At 39.1% G+C, this 16,124-nt stretch carries 19 protein-coding genes and 1 pseudogene; 14 read left to right on the top strand and 6 right to left on the bottom strand.

From position 1 onward, the window contains the following. The first annotated feature begins 477 nt into the window (after positions 1 to 477). Positions 478 to 1,971 (top strand): aldehyde dehydrogenase family protein, encoded by a 1,494-nt coding sequence (locus DSM106972_RS14085; RefSeq protein ID WP_127081301.1) that lies wholly within the window; start codon positions 478 to 480, stop codon positions 1,969 to 1,971. A gap of 80 nt (positions 1,972 to 2,051) precedes the next feature. Here DSM106972_RS14085 and DSM106972_RS14090 read toward each other — a convergent pair whose 3' ends face one another. Then, the gene (locus tag DSM106972_RS14090; protein ID WP_186538523.1) at positions 2,052 to 2,480 is read right to left on the bottom strand and encodes a hypothetical protein; all 429 of its coding nucleotides are present in this window, start codon (positions 2,478 to 2,480) and stop codon (positions 2,052 to 2,054) included. Further along, the gene (locus DSM106972_RS14095; RefSeq protein ID WP_127081302.1) at positions 2,470 to 2,922 is read right to left on the bottom strand and encodes a Panacea domain-containing protein; all 453 of its coding nucleotides are present in this window, start codon (positions 2,920 to 2,922) and stop codon (positions 2,470 to 2,472) included. Before DSM106972_RS14095 ends, DSM106972_RS14090 begins: the two co-directional genes overlap by 11 nt. Positions 2,923 to 3,072: 150 nt before the next feature. Here DSM106972_RS14095 and DSM106972_RS54885 point away from each other — a divergent pair, with 150 nt between their 5' ends. The 9 genes and pseudogenes from DSM106972_RS54885 to DSM106972_RS14135 all read left to right on the top strand — a co-directional run bounded on the left by DSM106972_RS54885 (position 3,073) and on the right by DSM106972_RS14135 (position 8,968). After that, positions 3,073 to 3,249: a PD-(D/E)XK nuclease family transposase gene (locus DSM106972_RS54885; RefSeq protein ID WP_267901109.1), complete on the top strand. Its 177-nt coding sequence runs from the start codon at positions 3,073 to 3,075 to the stop codon at positions 3,247 to 3,249. A 53-nt stretch (positions 3,250 to 3,302) separates the two neighbouring features. Then, a complete protein-coding gene (locus tag DSM106972_RS14100) occupies positions 3,303 to 3,845 on the top strand; it encodes an Rpn family recombination-promoting nuclease/putative transposase (protein ID WP_267901120.1) in 543 nt (180 codons plus the stop codon). A gap of 166 nt (positions 3,846 to 4,011) precedes the next feature. Continuing rightward, on the top strand, positions 4,012 to 5,325 hold the full coding sequence (locus DSM106972_RS14105; RefSeq protein WP_127081303.1) for an acetyl ornithine aminotransferase family protein: 1,314 nt from the start codon (positions 4,012 to 4,014) through the stop codon (positions 5,323 to 5,325). Between the two features lie 57 nt (positions 5,326 to 5,382). Beyond that, a pseudogene (locus tag DSM106972_RS14110) lies at positions 5,383 to 5,589 on the top strand (sensor histidine kinase); the annotation flags it as partial. 4 nt (positions 5,590 to 5,593) lie between these two features. Further along, positions 5,594 to 6,463, top strand: coding sequence for a DUF1338 domain-containing protein (locus DSM106972_RS14115; protein ID WP_127081305.1), 870 nt, complete (start codon positions 5,594 to 5,596; stop codon positions 6,461 to 6,463). Between the two features lie 145 nt (positions 6,464 to 6,608). Beyond that, a complete protein-coding gene (gene cysE, locus DSM106972_RS14120; RefSeq protein WP_127081306.1) occupies positions 6,609 to 7,397 on the top strand; it encodes a serine O-acetyltransferase in 789 nt (262 codons plus the stop codon). Positions 7,398 to 7,550: 153 nt separating this feature from the next. Then, positions 7,551 to 7,793 carry a hypothetical protein gene (locus tag DSM106972_RS14125; RefSeq protein ID WP_127081307.1) on the top strand — a complete coding sequence of 81 codons (243 nt, stop codon included), beginning with the start codon at positions 7,551 to 7,553 and terminating at the stop codon, positions 7,791 to 7,793. Positions 7,794 to 7,944: 151 nt separating this feature from the next. Continuing rightward, positions 7,945 to 8,313 (top strand): hypothetical protein, encoded by a 369-nt coding sequence (locus DSM106972_RS14130; protein WP_127081308.1) that lies wholly within the window; start codon positions 7,945 to 7,947, stop codon positions 8,311 to 8,313. A 91-nt stretch (positions 8,314 to 8,404) separates the two neighbouring features. Then, positions 8,405 to 8,968: a Uma2 family endonuclease gene (locus DSM106972_RS14135; RefSeq protein WP_127081309.1), complete on the top strand. Its 564-nt coding sequence runs from the start codon at positions 8,405 to 8,407 to the stop codon at positions 8,966 to 8,968. Positions 8,969 to 9,168: 200 nt separating this feature from the next. Here DSM106972_RS14135 and DSM106972_RS14140 read toward each other — a convergent pair whose 3' ends face one another. Further along, on the bottom strand, positions 9,169 to 9,699 hold the full coding sequence (locus DSM106972_RS14140; RefSeq protein WP_127081310.1) for a vitamin K epoxide reductase family protein: 531 nt from the start codon (positions 9,697 to 9,699) through the stop codon (positions 9,169 to 9,171). A gap of 178 nt (positions 9,700 to 9,877) precedes the next feature. Then, complete coding sequence (locus DSM106972_RS14145; protein ID WP_127081311.1) at positions 9,878 to 10,468, bottom strand: Npun_F5749 family FMN-dependent PPOX-type flavoprotein; 591 nt, start codon at positions 10,466 to 10,468, stop codon at positions 9,878 to 9,880. Between the two features lie 142 nt (positions 10,469 to 10,610). On the opposite strand from DSM106972_RS14145, the gene nrdJ reads away from it, so the two are divergent. Both nrdJ and DSM106972_RS14155 read left to right on the top strand, forming a co-directional pair. Beyond that, positions 10,611 to 12,908 (top strand): ribonucleoside-triphosphate reductase, adenosylcobalamin-dependent, encoded by a 2,298-nt coding sequence (gene nrdJ / locus DSM106972_RS14150; protein ID WP_127081312.1) that lies wholly within the window; start codon positions 10,611 to 10,613, stop codon positions 12,906 to 12,908. 60 nt (positions 12,909 to 12,968) lie between these two features. After that, positions 12,969 to 13,208: a hypothetical protein gene (locus DSM106972_RS14155; RefSeq protein WP_127081313.1), complete on the top strand. Its 240-nt coding sequence runs from the start codon at positions 12,969 to 12,971 to the stop codon at positions 13,206 to 13,208. On the opposite strand, the gene DSM106972_RS14160 is transcribed toward DSM106972_RS14155, so the two are convergent. Then, the gene (locus DSM106972_RS14160; protein ID WP_127081314.1) at positions 13,205 to 13,639 is read right to left on the bottom strand and encodes a toxin-antitoxin system YwqK family antitoxin; all 435 of its coding nucleotides are present in this window, start codon (positions 13,637 to 13,639) and stop codon (positions 13,205 to 13,207) included. The two genes, DSM106972_RS14155 and DSM106972_RS14160, sit on opposite strands and share 4 nt — an antisense overlap. Positions 13,640 to 13,669: 30 nt before the next feature. Next, entirely contained in the window at positions 13,670 to 14,332 is a 663-nt protein-coding gene (locus tag DSM106972_RS14165) for a YwqJ-related putative deaminase (protein WP_127081315.1), read from the bottom strand. A 173-nt stretch (positions 14,333 to 14,505) separates the two neighbouring features. On the opposite strand from DSM106972_RS14165, the gene DSM106972_RS14170 reads away from it, so the two are divergent. Then, positions 14,506 to 15,174 (top strand): hypothetical protein, encoded by a 669-nt coding sequence (locus tag DSM106972_RS14170; RefSeq protein ID WP_127081316.1) that lies wholly within the window; start codon positions 14,506 to 14,508, stop codon positions 15,172 to 15,174. 389 nt (positions 15,175 to 15,563) lie between these two features. Then, positions 15,564 to 15,773 carry a ssl0294 family protein gene (locus tag DSM106972_RS14175; RefSeq protein WP_073621285.1) on the top strand — a complete coding sequence of 70 codons (210 nt, stop codon included), beginning with the start codon at positions 15,564 to 15,566 and terminating at the stop codon, positions 15,771 to 15,773. The last annotated feature ends 351 nt before the right edge of the window (positions 15,774 to 16,124 follow it).

Consider the following 16,124-nt stretch of genomic DNA (forward strand, 5'->3'; position numbering starts at 1 on the left):
GCCTTTATTATTGCAACAAGGTTCAGGTTCTCCAGTGGGAGTTCTAGTAATATTTCCATAAAAATCGCTCTCTTGGCATGAAACAAGAGAGCGAAAAATAGAATATGAGGAATAAAATGTAAATATGTAGAATAAGTAATAAACTTTAAAGATACCCGCTCTGGACAGCTACCCAATACCTACCAGTATCTATATACTCTGAACCGCCAGCAATAATCCGCTTCTGTCATTAAATCTCACTACTGGTTGATAGCTTCATAATATAAGCTGCAAGAACTCAACACAATATGACGAAAGTCACTATTAAACTAGTCAAAAAGTCATACCTTTAAGACTTATGCAATTGGAATACAGAAAATGTAGGGTGCCATCAGTCACGCACCAGAAGCATATGGATAAATATATTGACGATTTCTAAAATTCGAGCGAAACTAAATGCAACTGTATCAGTGTACTACCTATTTGGAGTTATAAATTATGGCTGCTACCTTTACTTGTCGTAATTTCATCAACGGTAAATGGTTAGAGAACACTGACAATAGGCTGCAAAGTATTAACCCAGCGTCTAAAAATGAAATTGTCGCTACTTTTCCCCGTTCTACCGACGAAGATGTCAACTCTTCGGTAATGGCAGCACGCAATGCTTACAAGAACTGGCGCCTAATTCCTGCACCTGCGCGCGCTGAGTATGTATTTAAAGTTGGAGAGTTATTACTGACTCACAAAGAAGAGTTAGCACAATTAATTAGTCGCGAAATGGGTAAGCCACTCACCGAAGCACGCGGTGATGTGCAAGAAGGTATTGACTGTGCTTTTTATAGTGCTGGGGAAGGGCGCCGTTTATACGGGCAAACGACTCCTTCTGAAATGCCTAACAAGTTTGCGATGACCGTTAGAACACCAATAGGTGTATGCGCTTTAATTACTCCGTGGAATTTTCCTATTGCTATTCCCTGTTGGAAAGCGATGCCAGCATTAGTATGTGGTAACACTGTTATTTTAAAACCTGCTGAAGATACACCCGCTTGTGCAACTAAGTTAATTGAGATTTTTGAGAAAGCTGGTTTTCCACCTGGTGTGGTTAACCTAGTGCATGGTATTGGGGAAGAAACTGGTAAAAGTTTAGTAGAACATCCCGACGTGAACTTAGTCTCGTTTACTGGTTCTTCTCAAACCGGTTCGCTAGTTGGAGAAATTTGTGGGCGCCTCCATAAGCGGGTATGTTTAGAGATGGGAGGCAAAAATGCCCAGATAGTTATGGAAGATGCTGATTTAGAATTGGCACTTGATGGCGCCGTATGGGGAGCATTTGGTACAGCAGGGCAACGATGTACCGCAACAAGTCGTCTCATTTTACACCGCGATATCAAAGCCAAATTCACAGAAATGCTTAAAGAGCGTGCAAGTAAGTTACGCTTGGGTGCTGGTTATGACACAAATACAGAAATTGGACCCATTATTAATGACAAGCAACTCCAACAAGTCAGAATATATATGGATATTGCTCGCTCTGAAGGCGCCTCTATATTAATAGGTGGTGGAATAGCAAGCGAAGGTACACTCAAAGAAGGCTACTTTTTCCAACCTACTATATTAGATAACGTCACTCCAAATATGCGCGTAGCTCGTGAAGAAATATTTGGCCCAGTAGTCGCATTAATCGAAGTAAACTCATTTAAACAAGCGATAGATATTCTCAACGATACAAACTACGGTCTTTCATCTTCTATATATACCCGTGATGTTAACCGTGCGTTTACAGCAATGCGTGATATTGAAGCAGGTATTACTTATATTAACGGGCCAACTATAGGCGCCGAAGTTCATTTACCATTTGGAGGAGTCAAACAAACAGGTAACGGACACCGCGAAGCAGGAAGCGCTGCTATTGATACTTTCACCGAATGGAAAACTGTATATGTAGATTTTTCAGGAAGCTTACAACGCGCGCAAATTGACAACCGCGATTAACATATTAAACAAATGTGGAGACGTGACAATGTGGAGACGTGACAATGTGGAGACGTGACATGTCACGTCTCTACAACAATTCATTGATAAAGATTATGATTAGGGTCTAACCAAACAATGTAAAAAATATTTTCGATAAAAAAGCCATGAACTCGACCGTGTTCATTTGAAGAAATTTGAAATTGATAAGCTGAAGTAACAATTTCCTCTTCATTCGGTATTCCAAAACCATTAGGTTCTGTAGTGTCTTCCCATGTAATCAAATGACATCGAAGACTTTTACTACGGTTATTAATAATTTCTGAAACTGTTAGCTTTGATAAATCTCGCAATCTTAACAATAAAGATTCAAAATATCTAGAATCTCTATTATTAAACGAGAATTTCGGGTTATCGTTTTGAAGATACCGAAAAGAAAAACCAATTCCTTTGGGTATGACTGGCTCTATAGGTTGAACAACCGATGTTGTACGACGAACATCTGTTTCCTTGGGTTTTTTACGCGGCACGTTCTTTATAATAACTTTTCATAGAATCTTGAGTAATAATCGCATGAGACGGTTCATCTCTTGCTAAACCCTTTCTAGCATATATCCAAGGGTCTTCACGAGTCGTCATCATTTCAAGTTCTAAGCCTTCTCGAATAAAGTATACTTCTGTTATTTCCTCTAGGAACTCTTCCAACTCTGGTGGAAATTCAGGTTTTTGTACTTCTTTAAGAATTGGTTTCCACCCAAATTCCTTATACTTGTGAAATAACCAAGGAATAACTGGCCCATGCACCCAAGCTTCAAAGTCATCATCAAATAACGGAGTATCGTAAATTCCCAAATGCCAAGCTTGAGCATAATACACCAACTTCTGTAGCTTCAGGTTACTTATAAATGAACCTGTATCGTTAGCTACATATATAAAGTAATCTACAATCGCATCTACAGTTGTAATCGACATTGCCCTTATTCTATATAAATCCATTAACTCTCAAATTTATTATAGTGTTAACGTATCAGTAACGGCGCCTACATAACAGAACACACTCTACAACAAAATTTATGATACTATTGTTCTAAAATCACAACTAGCTTGGATGGTCTAATAAATATGACCTTCATTAACCCTAAAACAGATTTCGCTTTTAAAAAAATCTTTGGTTCCAAACAAAGTAAAGATATATTAATTGGTTTTCTCAATGCAATTTTGTATGAAGAAAAACCTGTTATATTAGATTTAGTAATTCTTGACCCTTATCAGGCGCCACGCATAAAGGGCAGGTTTTAAATGTGTAAGGCTTTGAGAAGCGAGTACTATACAATGCAGCGAAAGCCTTTTCAATACAACTTAGAGTTGGTGAAGACTATACGTTATTAAACCCAGTAATAGCTTTGACGATTACTGACTTTGACATGTTTGAAAACAGTAATAAAGTTATATCCCGTTATAAGTTGAAAGAAAAAGATGATTTAACAGATTATAGCGATGATATTGAACTTGTATTCGTTGAGCTACCTAAATTTAATAAACAACTTTCAGAACTAGAAACTTTATCAGATAAGTGGTTATATTTCCTGAAAGCAGCAAACACACTCGAGTCAGTTCCTGCTTCTATGGAAGAAGTACCAGAAATAAATCATGCATTTGAAGTTGCTAGAGAGAGCAAGTTAACTAGAAAAGAGCTAGAATTGCTTGAAAAACGAGAAATGTTTCTTCACGACAGTAAAAACGCTATTTTGAAAGCACGACAGGATGGTAAACAAGAAGGAGCAAAAGAAAAAGCGATTGAAATTGCACGCTCACTTATTGGCATCCTAGATGTACAAACTATTAGTCAAACCATAGGGTTAAGTGTAGCAGAAGTTGAACGACTACGGAATTAAAAATTAATAAAAAATCTTTAATACTAATGAATCAAAATAAACAAAAATCAACAACTAGAAAATTTATTTAATTGTGCAAGTCATGAATATGTTATTTTAGTGACAGAATGAAAATGATACTTGTCGTAAAAATAACTAAATCTATATTTAGTTAAATATACAAGCAATGTTAAGTATACCTGTAAAAAGGCCATTGCCACGTTCGCCTAAGTTGTTGACTTCGTTACCTGGACCACGTGCGAAGATGTTGGTTGAACGTGACCATGCTGTAACGTCACCTTCTTATACCCGTGATTATCCGTTAGTTGTTGCACGAGGTGAAGGGTGTATGCTGGAAGATGTTGATGGTAATGTGTTTTTAGATATGACGGCAGGTATTGCTGTTACTTCAACTGGTCATTGTCATCCTGATGTGGTGCGGGCAATTCAAGACCAGTCAGCTAATTTACTGCATATGTCTGGTACTGATTTTTACTATGAGCCAATGATTGATTTGGCGGAAATGCTTGCAGAACGGGCGCCTTTCCAGGGTAAAGCTAAGGTATTTTTTAGTAATTCAGGTGCAGAGTCTAATGAAGGCGCCATTAAACTTGCGCGTTATTATACTGGTCGTAATTTGATTGTGGCATTTTTAGGCGCCTTTCATGGACGCACTTATGGAGCAATGTCTTTGACTGGTTCTAAAACCGTACAACGAGCAAATTTTGGTTCTCTATTACCAGGAGTTACTCACATACCTTACGGTACACACACAAGTTTAGATTATTTGGAACAGTTATTTACAACAATACTGCCAGCTAATGAAGTTGCAGCAATTATAGTAGAAGCTATACAAGGTGAAGGTGGATATATAGTTCCTGAAGATGGGTTTTTACAACGTATTCGTGAGATATGTAATAAACACGGTATTTTGATGATAGTCGATGAAGTTCAGTCTGGGATGGGACGAACTGGAAAATTGTTTGCTATTGAACATTGGAACGTGGCGCCAGATATTATTACAACAGCAAAAGGTATTGCTAGCGGTTTACCTTTGGGCGCCATTATTGCTCGTAGTGAAATTATGACATGGAAACCTGGTTCTCACGCTACTACATTTGGTGGAAACCCAGTTGCATGTGCTGCGGGTATTGCAACATTACAGCTACTTGAAAATGGGTTGATGGATAATGCAACTCAAATGGGAGAATTGTTACAAGCGGGTTTATTGAAATTGCATCAAAGTTACGGTCAAATTTCTCGACCACGTGGGAAAGGGTTGATGGTAGCAGTAGATATTTTAGATGCAGAGGGCAATTTGAGTACATATAAGCGCGATGCTATTCTCCAAGCTGCTTTTCATCACGGGTTACTATTACTAGGTTGTGGTAAAGCTGCTATTCGTTTTTGCCCACCATTAATTATTGATGCTGAACAAATTCAAGTTGCTCTGGAGACGCTCGTAATAAGCACTTCAGTGCTTTCTTCATGCAAACACTAAAGTGCTTACAACGAGCTTTTTACAAATTTTGTCATAAAAAACACATTCACATAATATATTACCGACAATGGAATAGGAATGACTGAAGAAATCAAATCCAAATCTTTCGACCCCTTCTTTACAACCAAAGCAGTCGGTCAAGGTACTGGTTTAGGATTATCCATCAGTTACAAAATCATCGTCGAACAACATAACGGTAAATTATATTGCAATTCCACACCTAACACAGGCACAGAATTTATCATCGAACTCCCTATAAAATAAACAAATGGTACATCCTATAGATATTACACATTTTTGGAACACTCTCTGGCGCCAATATTTCACCAGAGTCAGCTACGCACGTGTATATCAAGAAATGATAACAAACGCTCAATCCACAGTTGCCAACGACCACATTGCATTCCGTTCACTGCGCTTAAATATAGATGAAGTCAATCTGGGTATAAAATTATTTGAGCCAATGCTACGTGCATTTGGGTACGAAGCAGTAGACGAGTACTTTTTTCCAAACCATCTTTACGCACGTTACTATCGTCACCCTCAACAACAAGAATATGATTTGCCAAAGTTATTTATTAGCGAATTAATTGTAGAACAGCTACCACCTGACATAGCTACATTAATATATGACACAGTAAAAGGCGCCAATCTCAAAAATATCAACTTTGAAATGGCTAAGTCTATTGACCCAACACAAATATTTACTCGTCCTTGGCAACCACCATCTCGTTCGGTCGTAGAAAAAGTCAGCGAAATTAGTCAATATGGTGCATGGGTACTTTTGCATGGGTATGCAGTCAACCACTTTACAGGATACGTTAACCGTCAAAACACTCCCCAATATCCAGATATAGAGTCTACTGCAAACGCTTTAGCTTCTTTAGGTGTTCCAATGAAAGCGGAAATTGAAGGTTCGGTAAATGTGGGTTTGCGACAAACAGCAACACAAGCAGTCACCGAATTAGTTACTGTAGTAGATGAAACAGAGCAAGAGATATTAATTCCTTGGACATACGCTTACTATGAAATCGCCGAGCGGTATATGGTAGAGGTTGAAGGTCAGCGAATACTATTCGATGGGTTTCTTGGTAACAGTGCCAAACAGCTATTTGAAATGACCAAATTTCATAAATAGTGCTGAGTGCTGAGTTCTGAGTGCAGCACTCAGCACTTTCAACTCAGCACTATTTACTACTAGCCTATCAACTAAGGGGAGATGGCGCCAAAAAACGTTAATATTAAGATAGAGCTTATTTTGCCAAAACGAGGATGCTATTAACGTGTTATCTACACTCCTAGCCGACTTTCGCATTATATTCGAGCGTGACCCTGCTGCGCGCAACTGGTTAGAAGTAATGTTTTGTTACCCCGGTTTGCAAGCACTGCTCTTTCATAGACTTGCACATCGATTATACCGTCTAAATATTCCCTTTATCCCGCGCTTTATGTCGCACATTGCCCGCTTTTTAACGGGTATTGAGATACATCCCGGCGCCACAATTGGGCAAAGTGTATTTATCGACCACGGTATGGGTGTGGTAATAGGTGAGACAGCGATAATCGGTAATTATGCGCTGATTTATCAAGGTGTTACGCTTGGTGGTACTGGTAAGCAATGCGGTAAACGTCACCCAACTGTTGGTGAAAACGTTGTTGTTGGTACTGGCGCCAAAGTTTTGGGTAATATCGAAATTGGTAACAACGTTCGTATTGGTGCTGGTTCTGTAGTACTACGCGATGTTCCATCAGATTGTACTGTAGTAGGAATTCCGGGACGTATAGTATATCGCTCTGGTGTGCGCGTAAATCCACTAGAACATGCTAGCCTACCCGATGCTGAAGCCCAAGTAATTCGAGCATTAGTAGACAGATTAGAACAACTCGAAGAACAAGTAACAGAGTTGAAAAAATCACAAAACAAAGACTTGGCGCCAGACAATGTGCCCGCATTTGCATACGCAGGTATGAATAATCATCAAATATTTGATGACTCAGAAACTAGTATGGGACAATCCTGCCGCCTCAACAATAAAATAATCGAACAATTTCTCGACGGTTCAGGAATTTAAATTAGCAACGGATGATGAACGGATGTAACGGATAGTCAATTTTAGATAACTTATCCGTTGCATCCGTTGCCACTACTTGCATATTTAACGATTTAAGATTAATATCATTTTTACAAGTCGTTAGTACCCCACACAATTGGTGGGAAGGAGGCGATGAATGATTACAAACGCTTCTTCAATCAGATTCCCGGTAATCTAGAACAAAGTAATTACCAAATCTTTGAACCACACAGCAAAGTAGAAATTCTGCACTGGTTTAGTCGAGACAATATTTCCAACCAACAAAAAGACGAATTTATCAAAGCGCTGATAAACTTTGATGACGGTTGTGGAAGCTTTTACCGATACCGCACGTATTTTCTCGCTGCTGAAGCTTTAAGTTATTTCAGCAATTAATATTCTTTTTGAAGTATTAGAATTTAATCGCTGTGAATGGGTTTGTGAAAAAGCTAAAAATATTTTATTACAAGCTGGTCACTACCATCACCAAGTTGTTAATAAATTAATAGATTTAGCTTCGTCACACAAATTCTTTCATTCAGATAATATGTATCAGGCTTTTAGATACTCAGAATCAATCAAAGAGAATCAAAATTATACTGATGTGCTTGATACAATGATGAAATCTTATCTGGAGTTGTTTCAAAACTCTTTGGTGCCGGAATACGAAGAAGAATATAGTACGACTCCTTGCCAATATTTCTCTTATAAATCTCAGCTTATAGAACTATCTGATAAATTAATCTGTGTCTTACAACCTCAACACTTGCCACAATTTGTTAAAAGCTTGAAAACTAATTTGAATAAATCTAGTTATAATAGTACTTCTTATCGCTATGAAGCTGTTTATAACCTAATTTATCATTGTGCCCTAAAGATGAGTTATGTTGATTTTTATCATGCTTGGCAACATTAAAGCAAGTCTTACTCGTAGCGGCGCCACCTCCAGTTGTTCTAAGTAGCTAAAATAATAATAATGACTCCCGAAGTCAAGAAGGTGAAATAAAATGGTACAAACGCCCGCTAAACCTTTGACCCTGGAAGAGTTTCTGCAACTTCCAGAGACCGAACCTGCAAGCGAGTATATTGATGGTCAAATAATTCAAAAGCCAATGCCACAGGGTGAACATAGCACTATTCAAACTGAACTAGCTAGCACTATTAATATTGCCCTCAAACCGCAGAAGATAGCGCGTGCTTACACAGAGCTTCGCTGCACATTTGGTGGACGCTCGTTTGTACCCGATATTAGTGTGTTTTTATGGGAGCGAATACCCCGTCAACGTAATGGTAGAGTGCAGAATGTCTTTCCCATAGCACCCGACTGGACAATTGAAATTTTGTCACCCGAACAGAGCCAAACAAAAGTTACGAAGAATATATCTCATTGTTTAAAGTATCAAACAAAAATGGGTTGGCTAATCGACCCAGATGAAGAATCTGTATTAATATATTTACCTGACCGATTAGTAGAAATTTTTGATGAAAAAGACCAGCTACTTCCTGTACCATATGAGGCTAATGCATTTCAGTTAACTATAGGTGAGTTATTTGGCTGGTTGATGGAATAATTTTTATTGAAATTTCTTGTGGGGTGGGCATCCTTGCCCGCCCTCTTTGGAACGGGCAAGGATGCCCATTCCACAAAATAATTAAACCTCACAAACATATACAAAATAGTAGCCGCAAGTAAAATACAACAATTATTGATGGTGCGTTACGCTACACAATTTTTTGTGTTGAGTGTAGTTTTTGCGTAGCGTAACGCACCCTACGTGTTACTTGCTGTGGTTTCTTTATCTCTCTTTCCAAGTAAGACGCGCGTAGCTAATAGAAATTCTGGTAATGCAAGTGCTAGCGATGCGAATGAACATACTGAAGCAACTTGACAGTATTCGCACAAAGCTTTATTTTCTTGCCATTCTTCGCGCGCTAGTTGTACGTTGGTCGCGCAGTCAAATAAAATTTTTACACCCATTGCTATTGGTATTAAAGGATTACGACGCGCACGTTCTAAACCACCCATAGAAGCTAACCACGCAGTTAAAGCGTATGTTGCTATCATCAAAGGTCCATCAGGAGCATTGAAACGTTTATAAGCATAGTTAGAAGCGTCAACTTTATCTGCGTTGAAAATCGGAACTGGTGGGTCAGGTAAATGACTAATTATTCCTGTTTGGTAGAGCGTAACAAGTTGCCCCATTGAACCACCTAGCATTGATAATCCAATAATTGCACGGCGCCTGCTCATGTTAGGGTTTTTACCTTGCCGTAGTTCCTGACTCAGTTGCGAAGGTTCCATAAATAAATTCTGAATGTAGATAACAATCAGTTGTAGAAATTAAATATGATACATACCACTGACGAAAGAAATAGTTCGCAAGTCATAGAGAAATTATCTAATTTTACGATTTGCAAAGTTAAAATGCTTAGGTTTAAGTTTTGAGTTTTATTTTTACGTGTTTACAAAAAGGCGCCCATTATGGATTAATCTCTAAACAAGTCCAATTTCCGAGTTCGTCACGTGTATATAAGTAACGATTTTGCGGTTCTCCCCGCAACTGCAAATGGTCAACTTTTACTGGGTCAAGCAACAATAAACAAAACTCTGGTAAAGGTTTAACTGCATCGGGTTGTGGTGGTGTAAATGCTTCCGGGTTTGCTCGTTCTTTACCAGGATGTGCCCAGGCAAATTGGATGCGAGCATTATCTGATAATTCTTGCCAAGTTGAAGTGCGCGCATTTAAAAGTTCTGTGTCCGAAGTAGAGGCGCCTATCAACGTTAGTTTACCTAAAAGCCTAAATTGCTCACGTGTTTCTGTAAAGTACCAGCAAGCTTCTGCAAACGGTTGGTGCTGTATTTGCTCTATTTTTTGACTACGGCTATCAGTAATTATTTTCAATTGGTTTGTATTATTCAAAAATCCGCGAAACACCACCGTGCGATTAGCTGGATAACCGTCCGTTTGGACAGTTGCTAATTGAAAGTAACGGGAGTAGGGTTGTTTGCGATTACGATGTAGTACACCAGTGAGAATTTGGCGCCAGTCGGGTAGTGTTGTAGTAGTCATAACAAATATTTATCATACAGCGGAACGAGTATACATAAGGTAGAGCGTAATTTCCCATATTTGGCAATCCTTTTTTCGCGCCGCTAGTTAACGTATAGTCTTAATCTGTCAAGAAGTGTCTGAAAACAAAAAGACTTGTTTTATGGTTCGAGAGCTTGAGCGTAAATCCCAGAGTGCAGAATTTCCAGTTACAGCCCCTGCTGCCAACCCCGTATTTTTTAGAACCTACAGTCGTCGTAACGACTTAGGAATGCGAGAAAGCTGGAATAAGGTGTGCGAACGTACTATAAATGGTTTAGTCGAGTTAGGTAAGCTAACACCCCAAGAAGCGGAACTCCTGACCAAAATGGAGCGTAGTATAAAGGCGTTACCAAGTGGACGCTGGTTGTGGGTGGGTGGAACTGATTGGATCAAAAAACCTACCAACTTTTCAGGTGGATACAATTGTACGTCTACAAATCTCGAAGATTGGAAAGCCTTCGGGTTAATGATGGACTTAGCGATGATGGGCTGTGGTACTGGCGCCATCCTAGAAGCAAAATATATCAATAAACTACCACCTATTCGCAATAAGCTACATGTAATATTAGAAGGAGAAATAGGCGCCACTCCTTTAGAACAGCGGCGTGAAGAAACAGAAGTAAAAGTAGAAGCAAATCAAGTAACTATATATGTAGGAGATAGTCGCCAAGGTTGGGTTAAGTCATATCAAACTGTACTTGAACTTTCCACTGACGAGCGTTTTACTTCGGAAGTAAAAGTTATAGTTGACCTTAGCGATGTTCGTAAAGCAGGTGAAACACTAAAAGGATTTGGTGGAGTTGCAAATCCTGTAAAATTACCTGAACTTTATACAAATTGTGCTTCTATTCTCAATAAAGCAATTGGTAGACAATTAAACTCAGTTGAATGTTGCTTATTAATTGACCAAGCTGCTGTATGTATTGTTGCAGGGAACATCCGGCGAAGTGCGGGGATTCGTCAAGGCGCCAGCGATGATGCTTTATTTGCTGATGCCAAAGCAAACCTGTGGCAGCAAGATGCAGAAGGCAACTGGCGTATTGACCCAGAACGTGATGCATTACGTATGGCAAACCATAGCCGTGTGTTTCACTACAAACCAACCAAAGAAGAATGTATTGATGCAGTACGTAAGCAATATTACAGCGGAGAAGGCGCCATTCAATGGGCAGGTGAAGCAGTAGCGCGTTCAAATTGCGACTTACTTTCAACTAAAGAATTAAAAATAGATTTTCTTAAAGCTTACTCGCAAGGACAAGCAAAACAATGGCTGCAAGAACGTCATCCAAATATAGATGACAATGAATTAGAGCATCGCTTAGGAAGGTTTGGTTTAAATCCTTGCGGAGAAATTATTGGTTCTAACTTCTTTTGTAATTTAGCAGAGGTACATTTAAATTTACTCGACCCTGACAATTACAAAGAACAAGAAGAAGCATTTACCGCAGCCGCTTTATCTGTAGCAGCACTATTACACCACAAATTCCTCGAACCGCGTTATCAATATAGTCGTGAACTCGACCCTATTGTTGGTGTTTCGTTTACCGGACTATTTGACTTCTTTGTTCACGCTTTTGGTGTTGACTGGTTACGTTGGTGGGAACAAGGGCGCCCAGAAACACCTCAAGGTGTAATATTTAAAGCCAAAGAGCAAGAATATCTAAATCACTGGAAAAATATAGTTCATAAAGCTGTGTGGGAATACTGCGACAGACACGGTTTAAAACGTCCAAACCGCTGTACAACCGTTCAACCTAGTGGTACAAAATCTTTACTAACAGGCGCCTCTCCAGGTTGGCACCCACCAAAGGCACAGCGCTTTATTCGTCGTATCACATGTCGTAAAAATGACCCCGTTGCTCTCGCATGTTTAGATTACGGATATCCAATTGTACCTTCGCAATCAGACAAAGACGAAAACGGCAACTTGCTCAACGACCCATTCGACCCACGTTGTACAGAATGGCTTGTAGAAATACCTGTTGCTGTATCTTGGGCTGACTTACCAGGCGCCGATAAAATCGATATCAGTAAATTCAATGCCTTGGCGCAAACAGATTTTTACATGCAAGTGCAAAAATCTTACGTTACACACAACACCTCAGCCACCATTGAATTACGAGAAAACGAAATCGAAATTCTCGGCACCCGCATTTACGAAGCCATCCGCGACGACGAAGGATACATCAGCGCTGCATTACTCGCGCGCTTCGACGACCTGCAAACCTTCCCCCGCTTACCATTCGAGCCAATATCCAAAGAAAAATACGAACAACTAAGCCAAGAAGTTGAAAGGCGCCGTAATAACGATGACTTTTATGACGCTCTCAGAAAATACGACTTTGGCGAAATGTCAGAAGCAGGCCCCGCAGGTTGTGACTCTGACAAATGCATGATGCCAGAACAAAGTCCAAATTAACATCCTACTCTTGTGGAACGGGCATCCCTGCCCGTCCCTGTTACTAAAAATAGTACAAAAATGAAAACCAAAAGTGATAAAAACCTTAGAGCAATAGCTTACAGTATGGATTTATTAATACCAGGATTTGATTTTTGGTGTCCATATTTCACAATTAGAATTGGTGGTGCAAAACCAGATGATAACCCATATAAATATCCTGGTATGATTCAAAGTTATACTGGTATTGGAATAATTTTACCAGGATATAAAATATTTACGACATACCAAGGAAGTTATGCTAACTTTACCCATTCTTAGCCTTGCGTTAGTAGCTTTATAAAATCCTTATTTGATGCCAATTTTAGTTTGCTCAACTTCTTTAATAATTGAAAATTTGCGTCAATTTCGTCAAGTTCATACTCTTCAATCAGCTTTCCATCTTCATTCCATTGTTTTTTGCTAATAATAATTCCAAACTTGTACAAACACTCTATTTTTAACTGTCCACTTTCATACCATTCTTTACATAGCCCATCTAAAGCTCCTGATTCATAATAATATTCGTAGTGTAACTGTCCATTTTCGTACCATTCCCTTGAAATTCCCTGTAAAACGCCATCTACATAAGAATTTTCTGCTAATAGCTGACCCGAATTGGAATTCTCGTAAGCAATACCTGTAAAATCTTTTCCCTGGTAAATGTAGACATGATAATCGGAATAATCTAGCTCCGAAATAGATACTCTCATAAAATAACCAGTTCCAATAACGAACAATTCTTATTTTAACGTTTTGCGATAGCTTGATAATTTCTGGAGAAACTCATCAGCAAGGTCGCTAATAGATAGTATATCTCTTGTGAGAACCTGGCAGTTAGGGCAACGTATTATACTCTCACCTTTTTGGCTACCTGCCATACGAATATTAAATATGAGTAAATCGTCTAAATCCTCAATTGCGGCTTTTCTACTTAACTGCTCTTCTAGAGTAAAGAGAACCTGAGATGCAGCTTTTACCTCTGCATGGATACCCGGAAGTTCCTTTCCCAGCAGTTGAACTGAAATCAAGCCTGAATCTGCTGCATCATCAATATATCTATTGAGCCTATTCAGGAAAATAGGATGTAGAAGAGGAAAAATTTCTTTATACGGTTTGACTTGATTAATATCAAAACGAATTATACTTTGAGTTCTATGCATTACGCCTGCCAGCACAGATCCGCGTTGATTATTGGAAAGCGAAGCAATTGTACTATCAAAATACTCATAAACTAACTTAACGAGTTTATCTGCATCTTGAAGTAATAATGGTTCATTAATATCTACTTGACGTGGATTAAATCCAAAATCGGTAGGTCTTAAACCGACATCATCATTAGGGTGGGGTAAACTAATTTTCTCTAGCGTATTTTCAACTCCTGACTCAGCACCTTCTGCTAACAAAATATACGAGAGCGTTTAAAAATTCAACCTCAAAAAACTACAACACTCAGTACACTGTAGGATTTGGTTTAGGTACTGCTCACCCGCAAACTTTTATCATACTTTTGGGGAATAAACCTGCCTTACTACCTTGTGATAAAATTTACGCTGTACTTTTAATTAAAAATCTATAAATGATTCAACAAGAATGGTTGATAGATGAAACTGTACCCTTAGCCGTCAGTCGAGGCGCCACTAGAGAATCAGTAAGTATACCTGAACCAACTAATCTTGCTGTCAAGTTACAAGATATTTTTATTTGGGACACTAAAAAGTGGTTTGGTGATGCTGAAATGCGCCTAGACGCACTAGTCGTACATGGTTGCGCCACACCAGGAGAACAAACAAGTATTTACACACCCCAAACCTTCCGTTTTCCTGGAGTCAAAAACAACGACCGTTTACCCACAGGTGAAAACGGCTTATTAATCTTTTACGGTCAAGCACAACACTTCCTAGATATTTTTATTACAGTATCTCGCAACCGCCAAGACTCTGATGACCTAGCAACATTACTAAAAGAACAACTACCGTCTACAGAATTTCAAGGCGCCGCCGCAACCTTACTAGGACTAGCTATAGCAGCACCACAAGTAGCAAGCGTTACAGGTGCGCTCGGCGCCGCATCTGTTATAGGCAATTTAACATACCAAGTTCTACGCAAAGTTACAGGTGATACAGTCGGTTTATACCGAACATCCTGGCTACAAAACAGAGACAACTTCGGCATCGGGCGCCATCCTCAAAACGGTTCCCACCACGTCAAAGACCTTTCATTCTGGTACGAAATACTTCAAGAGTAAAGAAACCCCAAAGGAAACCAGGTTTCTCACTAAATATTAGGATATTTGTATTACATATAATTAATTTTTAGATTAGGAGGCGGGCAGGGATGCCCGCTCCACAAGAGTGTCCACAAGAATATATTTACTATTCCCAATGAAACTAACAGGGTTAATACTCTTGTTTTCTCTGCGCTCTCTTACTTCTTTCCTCAATTTCAATTGCTGTATTTACGTGCTTCGGTTGTTTAACTGTGCGTTTTTGTGGGCGCCTTGTTGGGGCGGGTTTACGTTTATTTTGCGCGGGGCTGATGATTTTTGGTTAACCCGCCCCTACGAATTGGGGGATTGTTACAATAATTAATGATTACAATGGTTTATGATACGGCGCCTTTGGGGGTATGAATATTATGTTTCTTGATGAACTGTCTCCTATATTTAAGCAATTGCTTCAGCATCCGGTTTCGTTTTTGGGCGGTTTTGCTTCTGGCGCCCTGCGTCTTCACCTTGCTGATGACCCTGTAAGAAGTTGGCTTAACCAGCAAATGGGTACTAGCTATACTCCTCCGGTTACTCACAATGGCAAGTCTACTGGCCCTCAGTCTATCTCTATTGAGTAATGCTTTATGGTAAGGTGCGTTGGTAGCGTCACGCACCTTACGTATTGAGTATAATTACTCAAGGGGAAATTTATGGATGATGCGGTAAAAATGCGCTAAATTTAAAGTGAGTTTAAGAGAATGTTTGTATTTTCTTATGGTTACTATGAATCTATTTAAATGAAGTTTAATGATGGTTTTATTATCTTTATCCAAAGAAAAGATATACGTCTAATTAGCACAAAAGGTTAAGACATCTGAAATATAAGTTAGACTTACCTAAACTTACTAACCTTTGTAAAATCTCATACTTTGAAATTTGACACAATCAGTTATTATTATGAGCGTATACACAAGTTCAGCCCAAATAAT

Source organism: Dulcicalothrix desertica PCC 7102, from assembly GCF_003991905.1.
Taxonomy (GTDB): Bacteria; Cyanobacteriota; Cyanobacteriia; order Cyanobacteriales; family Nostocaceae; genus Dulcicalothrix; species Dulcicalothrix desertica.